The organism is Armatimonadota bacterium, assembly GCA_036504095.1.
GTDB lineage: Bacteria > Armatimonadota > DTGP01 > JAKQQT01 > JAKQQT01 > DASXUL01.
This window is the reverse complement of record DASXVS010000048.1, coordinates 170,099-182,483: the sequence shown is the minus strand read 5'-3', so window position 1 is coordinate 182,483 and position 12,385 is coordinate 170,099. Positions and strand designations below refer to the sequence as shown.

The following is a 12,385-nucleotide window of genomic DNA, read 5'->3' as shown; positions in this document are numbered from 1 at the left end:
CCTAACCCCTTCCGCCCAAACCCACCGCTTGCAGCAGCGCCGCCCGCTGCTCTTCCAGCACTTTCGCCAGGCGTTTGATCTCCTTCAGTTCGCGCGTGCTCATATCGCGCTCCATGTAACGGCACACGAACGTTGTGCACCCCAGCGGCCGAAGATCTGCCGGAAATGCGCACCCATCTCGCATCAGGAAGTCGCACGGCTCGTCCAGATGCCGTATGTCGCCTTTGCTGATGAGCGCTTCCGCCGCGGCGGCCCGATCGCCCGCGGGGTCGCCGGCCGGCAGGGCGCAGCCGAGGCTTTCCGCCAGCAGGACATCCAGGTCGTCAACGCGCGCCGGCTTGCGACAGCAAGGGTCCGGGCATTGTTCGCAGTGTGTGCGGGTGAAATCGTCGAACAGGGCGCGGATTGCGCGATGTGTCCGGCGGTACTCTTTCAGTGGGTTTGCCATGGTGCTGTAGTCATCATAGCCGCCAAAGCAACTGCGCTCGCACCGATCCCGAGGTTAACCGAACGGCCCGGATTGTCGATGGTATTGTGATGCATGGAAATAGCACTCGGGCGCGTTCGATCGGATCGCCGTGCCGCGTCATTCGTATTGGAGGCAGTATACCGGTGTCGGGAGTTGAAGTGAGGATGGTCAGGCGGGAAACGGGGCGCATCGCCGTATCGGTGGCGATGTGCGCGCTCGTCTATGCCGCGGCGACGCTGCTCATCTCGCCGCAGGCCCGCGAGGCCGTCTCATTTGCGACCCAGATGCCTGGTGCGGCCTTCGCTGCATGGTGGTGCGCGAAAGTGTTCCGGCGATGGCGCAAGGTCGGGGAGCCAGGCACTGTCGGCTGGGGCCTGTTGTCGGCCGGGTGTTCCATGGCTGCAATCGGCGCCGCTCTGTCAGCGCTCCAGAGCCCGCATGCCGCTGCGGGCGAGATCCCCCTTCCCGGCACCATTGCGTCCGGGCTGGGCGTCGTCTTTCTGTGCCTCGGTATGGGAACCCTGGCTCAGCGGACCAGTTTGGCGAGCGGGCGAAATTCCCTGGATTTCACAGTCATCACGCTCTCAAGCGCCATGGCGGTGTCGCTTGTCTTCCTCCCGCATCGATCGCTCAGCCCGTCTGCCGCTGTCGCCATCGTGGTATTCAGCCTGCTCGATCTGGCGCTGTTTCTCTCCTGCGTGATGATCTTGCAGGGAGCCGGCGACAGGGACGGCGCGCTGAAGTCGGCGGTCTTTGTGGCATTCGGCGGCATCGCCTTCATCACCGGCGACGCCCTGTTCGCGATCACCCATCTGTGGGGGCGCCATTCCACGGGGCTCCCCGTGGACCTCTTCTGGATCGCCGCGCCGTTCCTGATCGCCCTCGGCGCGATGTGGGCGCCCGAAACCGGTGTTCCCGAGACACACGAACGTGTTGCCGCCGGCAGCGCATGGAACCTTGCCGTGCTCGTGGCGCCCCTCGCCGCGGGGGTCGCGCTCCTCGCGTCCGACTATACCAAGGACATGCTGTTCGGTGCGCCGACGCTCGCGGCATGCTCGGTGCTCATCGGCCTGTACCTTTTGCGGCAGGCGATCGCATTGAGCGCAAGCAGCCGTGTCCTCCGAGAGAACCAGGCGATTCAGGAACGGCTGGCGCAGTTCAACGAAGGACTGGAAGCCATCGTGGAGGAGCGAACGCGTCATCTCGAGACCTTGCAGGCACTGACGGCCGCCGCGCAGTCAACACTTCGCGAACCAGACGCGGTACGGATCTGCTGCGAAGGCGCTCTCCGCGCGCTTGATGCGGACGGCGCCGGAGTGTGGACCGGCCTCGACGAGGTCCCGACGTTCGTGACGGGAAGGCAGCCCAGCGGTTCCGTACGCGAACGTGTGCGTTATTTCCAGCGCAACGGGAGCGACCTGCCGGGCGCGGAGGCATCCCGGCTGCAGGTGGTTATCGGCAGGATTTCGCACGACGATGGCTCATTGAGCTGGCTGGTGCTCTGGAGAACGCCGGACCCGTTCACGGGGACGGAGCAAGCCCTCGCCAGGTCTGTGGCCGCCGAACTGGCGTCTGCGCTGCGGAACGCGCGCCTGCACGCAGCCATGGAGGAGGCCGCGGAAACGGACCCGGTGACCGGTCTGTTGAACAACAAGGTTATCCAGGCGAGACTGGGCCACGAAATCGCCCGGGCTCAGCGCGACGGCAAGCCGCTCGCGGTGCTGATGATGGACCTTGATGATTTCAAGATATTCAACGACGCGTTCGGCCATCCGGTCGGCGATGAGGTCCTGCGGCACGTTGCGCGAGTGCTGAAAAGAAACACCCGCGAGTTCGACCTGCTGGCCCGCTATGGCGGAGACGAGTTCGCGGCGGTTCTCCCGGGGGCGGATGCGCCCGTTGCCGAAAGCATTGTCGATCGAATCCGGCAGACGCTCGATACCGACGGATTCCTCCATAACGGCGAGGATGTTCCCCTGCGCATGTCGTGTGGCGTGGCAGCCTATCCCGATGACGCGCTCAGCGCCTCCGGCCTTCTCAGCCACGCGGATGCGAACCTCTACGCCGCGAAGCGCCGAAGGGGAACGCACTGCGGCCTGGGGGATATCCGCGCGGGCCTGGACGAGATCGCCGGATTTGCGACGCTGGATGCGTTGGTGTGCGCGGTGGACAACCGCGATCGCTATACGCGGAGGCACGCCGAGGAGGTCGCCGGCTACGCCGTCGCGATGGCGGCCGAACTCGGCTGGCCGCCGGCGGAGATCACCATCCTCCGTGCCGCCGCCCTCGTCTACAACGTGGGCAAGATTGGCGTCGCCGAGTTCAGCCTCCGCAAACCGGGCAAACTGAGCCAGGATGAGTTCGAGGCGATGGAGCGCCATACCGAACTCGGCGCTCTGCTGGTGAGGGCGACCGAAGCGCCGGCGATGCTGGCGGACGCTGCCCACTTCCACCACGAACGGTGGGACGGCAAGGGCTATCCCGGGCGGATCTCAGGCGATGACATCCCTGTCGCGGCCCGTCTCGTGGCCGTGGCCGACGCATATTGTGCCATCACCGACCACCGTCCGTATCGCCGCGCGATGACCGCGGAGCAGGCCCTTCAGGTGCTCCAGCAGGGCGCCGGCACGCAGTGGGACCCTCGGATGGTGGAGGTGTTCAACCGCGTCTGGGCGCTCCGCCACGGGCGATCGTCTGGTGCGCCTAATCGATCCCTCGAGCGCTTCCGGCCGCCTTCAATTCAGCCCATTGGCCATCCGTAAGAGCGCTGCCGCGTCCCTCATATCCACCTTGCCCGCGGAATCTCCCGCGACCACGTCCAAACGGGCAACCTCGCCGGCCACCGGCGCCGAAAGCCCCGCCGCAATTTCCAGGGCGCGGGCCGCATCCAGCATTAGCGGAGTTCTCGGCGTCTCGTAAGCGCCGATATCGACGTGACCGCCGATAATGCGCGGTCTGCCGTCCAGGTCCGTGTCGCCCGCCGCAACGATAGAATTGTCACCCGCGTCAATGCATGGCGAGCCTGGCAGAAGGTGGTAGTTCCCGCTGCCGGCGTTGACGAACTGCGGGTCGAGCGCGAGGTTCGTTGCGCTGGCTATGGGCGCTTCTCCGAAAGCATCGTTGAAAGAGGCGCTCTCCGCTGTGAGCGATTCGAGCGGGACGTTATATGCGAAGATGTTGTTCTTCACCAGCCCCCCTGTGTTTACTCCGCCGGCGTGCGCGTCGGCGGCGTTTTCAGCGCTGGCGGAATTGCTGACAATCGTATTGTTGGCCAGGGTGGCCCCACCGATTATCCCCCCGCTGTCGCCGAGGGCAGTCCCGAAAACCGTGTTGCGCGCGATGACGTTGCCGGTGAGGACAGCATCCGAGTGAGCCGCAATACCACCGCCTGATGCGTATCCCGTGAGGAAACCGTATTCGCTATCCGTGGCGTTTGCGTACACCGAGTTCCCGGTGATGACGTTGCGTATCACGCGCGCGTTGGTCCCCGAGATGCTTACTCCACCCCCGTCGCCGAAGGCGGAAACGTGGCTGCCGATGATATGCCGGTTCGAGATGTCCATATACACGGAATTGTCCGCGATGATGTTTCCGCGCAGAATCACGCCATTTCCCATCACCCTCACACCGCCGCCCGAGCCGACGAAACTCACTTGCCCCCCCGCGGTCCCGGAGCCGCCCAGAAGCCCGTAGTTATTCCGAATGACGTTGTTCTGGATGACGGCGTTGTTTCCCACGCACTGAATGCCGCCGCTGCGCGGGTTCCCATTGAAAAAGATGCCGCCGTAGAACGGTGCGCCGCCGTTCTGAATCGTGAAACCATCAACTGTGACGCCGTCCGCGCCGGCCGGGATGGTTAGAACGGTTCTCCATCTGTACCCATCCAGAACCGTCGGGTTGATCGAGGTTTCGCGTTCGCTGCGGCTGCCCTCGGTCCCGGCGAACCCGCCGTAGAGGGATATCGATGCGGCGCCGGTCATGAGGACGTTTTCGAAGTACGTTCCCGCCGCCACCCAGACTTCGTCGCCTGGACTAACGGCGGATGCGGCATCCTGGACCTTCAGGTAGGCGGTTGCCCAGGTCTTGCCATCGTGAGCCGGGCCGGGTGCATCCCACTTAACGCGGAGGGAGGTCGGCGCCTCGTAACAACCCATATCCACGTGTGCGCCCCGAATGCGCGGCATACCATCGAGGTCGGTGTCGCCGGGTTGAACCACCGAATCGTCACCGGCGTCTATCATCGGAGACCCCGGCTTCAGGTGGTAGTCGCCAGATGCGGGATTCACGAAGAGGGGATCGGTCCAGACTCCGATGATGTTGTTGGTTTGAGTCCCGTCCGCCATGACGTTGTTCTCTTCGCTGGACTGCCCACTGCTGAACGACCTGGTATTGCCGGTGATCGTGTTATTCGTAAGTACGGAGGCTGTGAGGCAGTTAACGCCACCACCGTATGATGCGGAGTTCGCGGTAAGGGAGTTGCCATAGATCAAGTTGCCGATGATCGTGCACGCGCCCGTGGCATAGATTCCTCCGCCACCGGCAGAGCCCGTGCCTTGAATAGCCCCGCGCGTTGTCCGGCTCCAACTGATGGCGGTGACGGAGTTGCGGGCGATGACGTTCTTGACGATGGTAGCCTGAGCGCAGGAAATTCCGCCGCCGTATGCCTGGAACCCGTCCGTGAAGCCGTTGCCCGCCTCAACCGGCGGCTCCTCCTTGGAGAAAGCTATGGAGTTGTCCGTGATCGTGTTTCCCCGAATCACGGCGCCGCCGCCGTCCGCGTATATCCCGGCGCCCGAAGCGGATACGAAATAGCCGGGCCAACTGTAGTTAATGCTGCTGATCCCGAACGCCTGATTGCCGGAGATGACGTTGGAATCGATGAGCGGATTGGCTCCGGTGCAATAGATGCCGCCTCCGCTGCCCGCGCTCAGGGGAAGGCCTCCCATGTCGCCGCCGTGCGCGAAATTCCCCGTGACGATGTTGTGCGAAATGGTAAGGCTCGCGCCCATACAGGCGATGCCGGAGCCCTGTAACTCCAGGAGGTCCGGATTTCCCGAGAAGAGTGGATTGCCACTTCCATGCCGGATCGTAAATCTGTCCACTGTTACGCCCGCCGCGCGAATGGCGATCACCGTTCCCACGCCACCACCGTCGAGGACCGTGTCAGATGCCGGGAGGGTGCGTTGTCCGCGGGCCGTCTCGGTTCCGGTAAACCCGCCGTATAACGATACCGGCGTGGCGGCGGCGATCTTGATGTTTTCGGCGTACGTTCCCGCCGCCACCCACACCTCATCGCCGGCTTGCGCCGCCGTGACAGCGTCTTGAACCTTGAGGAAAGCCGTCGCCCATGAGGCGCCGGTGTGGGTGGGGCCGGGAGCGTCCGCCTTGACGCGGAGGATCGCGGAGTTCGCTGGCGCGCAGAGGGCGGCGGCAGCTACGAGGGGCAGGGTGAAACGGGTGACGATGTGCATATCAGTCTCCAGTCAACGGCGAGTCTCGTATTAGTTCACCAGATATTGTACCAGATCGTATCACAATTGGCCGAATTCGGGAACGGCCTGGGGATTTTGTGCTTGCCCGCCACCCTCGGTGGACCGCTCGGTGGGAATGGGGCAGGCCAATCGGTATCCGTTGGCGGGGAGGGCCGTCCATTGACGATCGGATCGGGATTCCGTGGCTGGGACGCCTGACCTAGGCTGGGGTGCGTCGCAAGATAGTGGTGCGTATCCGGTCACCTTGGTCCCCATCGGCTGAAGCCGATGGGGTAAACTCTCCTGACACGCACCCGGAAGGCGATACCCGGATGATCAAAGCAGTAAGACCGGTACAACGCCGGCCTTACTGCTTTAGAATCGTTGTGGCCCATTCAGGCAACGCCTCAAGGCCGGTTGCCCTCATTCCACGGTGTAGTTTGGCGCTTCCTGGGTGATGGTCACGTCGTGCGGGTGGCTTTCGCGGATACCGGCGGCGGTTACGCGCACGAAAGTGGCGTTGTCCCGAAGATCGTCGATCGTGTGCGCTCCGCAATAGCCCATGCCGCTTCTCACGCCGCCCATCAGTTGGTAGACATAGTCGCGCAGCCGTCCCCGGTAATGGACGCGCGCCGTGATGCCCTCGGGGACCAACTTGGTGGGTGTGGCGTCGGCTGCCTGGAAATACCGGTCGCGGCCGCCTTCCTTCATGGCCTCCACACTGCCCATCCCACGATATTCCTTGTACTGCCGCCCCTGGTAGTAAATGACGTCGCCGGGGCTTTCCTCCAGGCCCGCCAGGAGGTTCCCCAGCATCACCGTCTGAGCGCCCTTCGCCAGAGCCTTCACGATGTCGCCGCTGTAGCGGATGCCGCCGTCCGAGATCACCGGTATCCCGACGCGTGACGCCACTTCCATGCAATCCTCAATCGCGGTCAGTTGTGGGACGCCCACGCCGGCGATGACGCGCGTGGTGCAGATGCTTCCCGGCCCGATGCCGACCTTGATGGCGTCCGCGCCGGCTTCAATCAGCGCGCGCGTCGCCTCGCCGGTGGCCACGTTACCGGCGATGACCGGCAGATTCGGGTGGCTGTTTTTGATGCGCCGTACCTGTTCGATGACGTTGCGCGAGTGGCCATGCGCGGAGTCGACAACGATCACGTCCACGTCGTGCTCCAGGAGAAGCGCCAGCCGTTTCTCTGTATCGGCTGAAATGCCCACCGATGCGCCTACGATGAGGCGGCCCTGCGCATCTTTGGACGCTCCGGGGAACTCGATAGCCTTGTCGATATCCTTGATCGTGATGAGGCCGCGGAGTTTGTAATCGTCGTCCACCACCAGGAGTTTTTCGATCCGGTTCTCGTGGAGTTTGGATTTCGCCGTCTCCAGGTCCGTTCCAACCGGCACTGTCACCAGGTTGGTCTTGGTCATCACATCATCGACCTTCTCGTCCCAGTTTGCCTGAAACCGCAGGTCGCGATTCGTGATGATGCCTACCAGTCGGCCATTTTCATCGGTGACAGGCACGCCGGAAATGTGGTATTTCTCGGTGATATCGCGGACGTCGCCCACGGTCGCCCCAGGGTGAACGGTGATGGGTTTGCTGATCATCCCGGACTCGGATCGCTTGACCTTGTCCACTTCCTCGGCCTGCCGCTCCGGCGTCATGTTCCGGTGAACGATGCCGATGCCTCCCATGCGGGCCATCCACACTGCCATCCGACCTTCCGTCACGCGGTCCATCGCGGCGCTCACCAGCGGGATGGACAGGCGGATCTGCTTCGTCAGCATGGTTGATGTGTCCACGTCTGCGGGGACCACATCGGAGCGATTGGGGACCAGCAGAAGGTCGTCAAACGTGAGACCTTCGCGAATGGGGAGACTCGACATACTCTACTTCCTTACCTAATGTGCTTGATTATGCGTTAGTTTAGCACAGACGGAGGACACGATGAAGGATCGGCGCCGGAAAGGCCGGGTAGCGCCCGCCTCCTGTCAAGGCAGCCAGTTGTCCAGAATCCGGTTTGGCTCAACCACGCACCCGAAGTCACGCCCCGCATTCCGAAGCAGGTTCTCGTTCGATATCCCTCCGATGAGTTCGGCCCCCGCGACATGCACGCCCTGAGCGGTGGCAAGAGCGCGGACAACGTCGAACACGTCCGCCATGCTCACCGCGCGGGTGTCGGTGATATTTACGCTCACCTGCGCCTGATCGCGCGACGCGAGGAATATCCCCAGAGCGCGGACGCCGGGCAGGCCGCCGCCGGACTCGCGAATCCGTTTGGCAATAGCCACCGCGATCCGCACGTCGTTCGACGCCAGGTTCACGTTGTACGCGATCAACGGTTCGCGCGCGCCGACGATGGCAACGCCGGCCGTCGGGTGCGGTTCCGCGGGGCCTTCGTCCGGCGGGGAATATCGCATCCGCCCCGCGAGGCCGGCCAGCCCACCTTTCCGAAGCGCCGGGAGCGAGGTGTTTTCGGGCGACGCGGCCGCGTAATAGTAGACCGGAAGGCTCAGTTCGCCCGCGATGCGCGCGCCGGTCGTATGCGCCAGGCGCACCGCATCGTCCATAGTCGCGTCGCGGAGCGGGATGAACGGCAGCACGTCCAGCGCCCCGACGAAAGGGTGCCGGCCCTCGTGCGCCCGCAGGTCAATGCGCTCAACGGCCACGCGCGCCATTTCCACCGCGGCACGTTCGAGGCCCGCCGCATCTCCCACCAGCGTCGCGACGCAGCGATTGTGATCGATGTCGGCCGAGAAATCGCAAAGAGCGGCGCCCGGGACGCGCGCCGCATCTCGCAAGCGTCGCAGCGTTTCGGCTTCGCGTCCTTCGGAAAAGTTGGGGGCACTCTGGAAGATAGGCGTCATTGCGTGTGAAGTGGCGGCGCCGGCGCGGGACTAAAGGGAGGGGCGAAGCCGTGGCGAATGGTTCGCCCCGGCTTCGCCCCCGATTTCCAGCTCCGCTATGCGGGTTCCGGTCGCAGTCTCGGCGTCTTGACGGGGTCGTCCCTGCGCTCGAGTTCGGCCGGCGCGGAGGGCGCGGGCGGCGGCTCCAGCGGCTTGTCCGGCAGCGTGCCGCCGGCCATGAGAGTCTCGAACTCCTCCTTTTCCAGCATTTCGCGTTCCAGGAGGTAGTCCTTCATTTTGTCCATCAGTTGGCGGTTGTCCATCAGGATGCGACGCGCCTCGGAATAGCACTGGTCGATGATGTTGCGGACTTCCTTGTCGATGGCCGATGCGACTTCCTCGCCGTAGTTCCGCTCTTCCATCAGGTCGCGGCCCAGGAACGGATTGCCGTGCCGTTTGCCGAGGCTCAGCGGCCCGAGGACGTCGCTCATCCCGTATTCCATCACCATCCGGCGGGCGATGTCCGATGCCGTTTCGAGGTCGCTCTGCGCGCCCGTATCGAATTCGTCGTACACCATTTCCTCGGCGACGCGACCGCCGAGCGACATGGTGATGCGGGCCAGCAGCTCGCTTTTCGTGGTTGTGAACCGGTCTTCGTCCGGCATGCTCAGCGTGTAGCCCAGCGCCATGCCGCGCGGCAGAATCGTCACCTTGTGGATGGGGTCGGCGTCCGGCAGCAGGTGTCCCACGATGGCGTGGCCGAGCTCGTGGTACGCGACCACTTCCTTGTCGTGGTCCGTCAACAGGCGGCTCTTACGCTGGGGACCGGCGACGACGCGCTCGATGGCTTCCGCCATGTCCGACATGTCGATGCGGGTCTTCTCGCGGCGCGCGGCCCAGAGCGCCGCTTCATTCACTAGGTTCGCCAGATCCGCACCACTGAATCCCGGCGTGCGCTTCGCCAGCGTCTCCAGGCTCACGTCGTCCGCCAGCGGCTTGTCCTTCGCGTGGACTTTGAGGATGGCGAGCCGGCCCACCTGGTCGGGAAGGTCAACGGTGACGCGCCGATCGAAGCGGCCCGGGCGAAGGAGCGCGGGGTCCAGCACGTCCGGCCGGTTGGTGGCGGCGATGAGGATCACGCCCGCGTTGGGATCGAATCCGTCCATTTCAACCAGCAACTGGTTGAGCGTCTGTTCGCGTTCGTCGTGTCCGCCGCCGAGCCCGGCGCCGCGCTGGCGGCCGACCGCGTCGATCTCGTCGATAAAGACCAGCGCTGGCCGGTTCGCCTTGGCCGTGTCAAAGAGGTCGCGGACGCGTGACGCGCCGACACCGACGAACATCTCGACGAAGTCGGAGCCGCTGATATGGAAGAACGGAACGCCCGCTTCTCCGGCCACCGCGCGCGCCAGCAGCGTCTTGCCACACCCCGGAGGCCCCAGCAAAAGCACGCCCTTCGGGATTTTGGCGCCCAGCGCCTGGAATTTCTTGGCGTTCTTCAGGAACTCGACAACCTCGCCCAGTTCCTGCTTGGCTTCATCAACGCCGGCCACGTCGTTGAACGTGACCTTCGGAACGTTCTCCCCGAGGCGTTTCGCGCGGCTCCGTCCGAAATTCATCGCCTGATTGCCGCCCGCCTGCGCCTGGCGGAACAGGAACAGCCACATCAGGCCCAGGACGAGGACCAGGGGCAGGATTGTTGCGAGCGCCGTGACGATCCACTCCTGGATCGGCGGCGTCACTTGCGTCCAAGGCACCTTATGTGTCTGCAACTGGTTTATGATGTCTTTGCGCGCTTCTTCCCAGGTCGGCACGTCGGTGATGATCGCCTTCGGCTCGCCATTCTTGGCGTAACCCGTGATGGTTTTCCCATCGGCTGATATCTCAGCCTTCAGCATCTTCCCGTCCGTCACCGCCTGGATAAACTCAGTCGTTTTGACGCGTTTGGGACTGGTGGTGGCAGCGCTCTGCTTGAACATCATATAAGCCACGATGCATAGCAGCGCCAGAATCAGAACCGACCCACTTCTCGTCTTCAATACCACCCCTCCTGATGAGTCACGCCTCTACTATGAAGACGCAACCACGGGCCGCGTGGTTCAATCATCTGAAACAACGCTTGACCCAATTATAGCATAGCGCTGCTCCTCGCGCGGCCTTGTTCCGTCGCCAAATACAAAGCAGCCTCCCGTCAACGCAGTTGGCGGGAGGCTGAGAGCGGAGCGCCAGGCAATTACGCGCGGCGGCGGCGGAATGCCAGCAGTGCGGGAGCGGCGCCGAGCAAAAGGGCAATGCTGCCCGGCTCAGGAACGGCTTGAACCGCCTTCACCGTCAGGAACGGCGGCTTCGTGTTGGTGTAACCGGTCCACGTGGCGGCAACTGTCGGGTCCTCATCGTTCACGATGAGGGTGGCGATGCCGCCGCTCAGGATCGCGTGGACCAGGGCGTCGCTGCCCTCGTTGGCGGCGAAGAGGTCATAGACATCGACCTGGCCGCTGTTGACGTTGCCAGTGGTGGTGAACGACCCGCTTGTAATGGATGTCTGCGCGAATTGGTGGGAATGCAGCGCGTTCGCCGCATCGTACTGCAGAGCCGTATTGGCTGCGCTGATGTCCGTGGTGTTGTCCGGCGAGAAGGCGAACCCGATGTTGCCGGGCTTGGTGAACGCAGCGTTGGACTCGATGAGTGAGAGGCTGACGTCACTCAAGGTGTATCCGCCTGCGCCAAACTGGGCGTCGAAAGCGGTCTTCAGCGGCGACGTGTCGAATCGGAGAACGCCATAGGAAGCGTTCACGCCATTGGCCGAGCCTTCAACGTTGAGGAACTTGACGCCGTTGGCGCCGGTGCGCGGACCGGCCGGCTTGACCGTTGCGCAGTTCGCGGCGTTGACGGATTGTGTCACCTCCGCCCACGCCGCCGTGGCCGTCGCCGCAAGCATGGCGACAGCCACCAGTTGGATTGATCTTCTGGTGTTCAAGATAGTACGGGCCCTTTCCTGGGTGAATCGCACCGATACCGGTGCGGGAATTCCACTCCAGATTGAGTGCATAGAACGTGCCAGCCCGCTTAACACGGTCGTAAGAGTCTGGGAGGCGATGTAACCTATTCGGTCGCTCAACCCAATCGCCAGTTGACACAACCGGTCCCGTTTGCTATTAATCAACGAGGAGATTAGCAGTCCATTCAGTCGAGTGCTAACAGTCCGCAGGGGCGAGCGCTATAGGCTGACGTCCCACCAAGGAGGATCGTTGTGATCAAACCCATCGGAGACAAAGTTGTGGTACAGGCGGTAGACGCCCCGGAAACGTCCATAGGGGGCATCCTGCTGCCGGACACCGCCAAGAAGCGCCCGCAAGAGGGCAAGGTCATTGCCGTGGGCCCGGGCCGCGTTCTCGATAGCGGCCAGCGCGCCCAGATGAACGTGAAGGCCGGCGACGTGGTGATATACGCCAAGTATGGCGGAAACGAAGTGACCGTTGAAGGCGAGGACTACGTCATCCTCGACCAGGACCAGATTTACGCAGTGAAAGAGTAGGATCCAGGATTCAGGATCCAGGATTCAGCAACCGGTTCGGCCTGAATCCCGATTCCTGAACCC

8 protein-coding genes are annotated in these 12,385 nt (G+C 63.5%); 2 read left to right on the top strand and 6 right to left on the bottom strand.

What is annotated here, in order from left to right; translation table 11 throughout:
- Position 1 precedes the first annotated feature (1 nt).
- Complete coding sequence (locus VGM51_12240) at positions 2 to 448, bottom strand: hypothetical protein (GenBank protein ID HEY3413804.1); 447 nt, start codon at positions 446 to 448, stop codon at positions 2 to 4.
- Between the two features lie 164 nt (positions 449 to 612).
- On the opposite strand from VGM51_12240, the gene VGM51_12235 reads away from it, so the two are divergent.
- On the top strand, positions 613 to 3,231 hold the full coding sequence (locus tag VGM51_12235; GenBank protein ID HEY3413803.1) for a diguanylate cyclase: 2,619 nt from the start codon (positions 613 to 615) through the stop codon (positions 3,229 to 3,231).
- Here the strand turns inward: VGM51_12235 and VGM51_12230 are convergent.
- The 5 genes from VGM51_12230 to VGM51_12210 all read right to left on the bottom strand — a co-directional run bounded on the left by VGM51_12230 (position 3,205) and on the right by VGM51_12210 (position 11,764).
- Positions 3,205 to 5,940, bottom strand: a complete 2,736-nt coding sequence (locus VGM51_12230) for a choice-of-anchor Q domain-containing protein (GenBank protein ID HEY3413802.1) — start codon at positions 5,938 to 5,940, stop codon at positions 3,205 to 3,207. The genes VGM51_12235 and VGM51_12230 overlap by 27 nt on opposite strands.
- Positions 5,941 to 6,363: 423 nt before the next feature.
- Complete coding sequence (guaB, locus tag VGM51_12225; GenBank protein ID HEY3413801.1) at positions 6,364 to 7,830, bottom strand: IMP dehydrogenase; 1,467 nt, start codon at positions 7,828 to 7,830, stop codon at positions 6,364 to 6,366.
- 105 nt (positions 7,831 to 7,935) lie between these two features.
- Positions 7,936 to 8,811, bottom strand: coding sequence for a glutamate formimidoyltransferase (gene ftcD / locus VGM51_12220; protein HEY3413800.1), 876 nt, complete (start codon positions 8,809 to 8,811; stop codon positions 7,936 to 7,938).
- 95 nt (positions 8,812 to 8,906) lie between these two features.
- A complete protein-coding gene (gene ftsH / locus VGM51_12215) occupies positions 8,907 to 10,832 on the bottom strand; it encodes an ATP-dependent zinc metalloprotease FtsH (GenBank protein HEY3413799.1) in 1,926 nt (641 codons plus the stop codon).
- A 188-nt stretch (positions 10,833 to 11,020) separates the two neighbouring features.
- The gene (locus tag VGM51_12210) at positions 11,021 to 11,764 is read right to left on the bottom strand and encodes a PEP-CTERM sorting domain-containing protein (protein HEY3413798.1); all 744 of its coding nucleotides are present in this window, start codon (positions 11,762 to 11,764) and stop codon (positions 11,021 to 11,023) included.
- A 273-nt stretch (positions 11,765 to 12,037) separates the two neighbouring features.
- On the opposite strand from VGM51_12210, the gene groES reads away from it, so the two are divergent.
- Entirely contained in the window at positions 12,038 to 12,322 is a 285-nt protein-coding gene (gene groES / locus VGM51_12205) for a co-chaperone GroES (GenBank protein ID HEY3413797.1), read from the top strand.
- The last annotated feature ends 63 nt before the right edge of the window (positions 12,323 to 12,385 follow it).

Coding starts and splice junctions, on each gene's coding strand:
- VGM51_12230 (HEY3413802.1), bottom strand. CDS start 5,940: ATGCACATCGTCACCCGTTTCACCCTGCCCCTCGTAGCTGCCGCCGCC.
- guaB (HEY3413801.1), bottom strand. CDS start 7,830: ATGTCGAGTCTCCCCATTCGCGAAGGTCTCACGTTTGACGACCTTCTG.
- ftcD (HEY3413800.1), bottom strand. CDS start 8,811: ATGACGCCTATCTTCCAGAGTGCCCCCAACTTTTCCGAAGGACGCGAA.
- VGM51_12240 (HEY3413804.1), bottom strand. CDS start 448: ATGGCAAACCCACTGAAAGAGTACCGCCGGACACATCGCGCAATCCGC.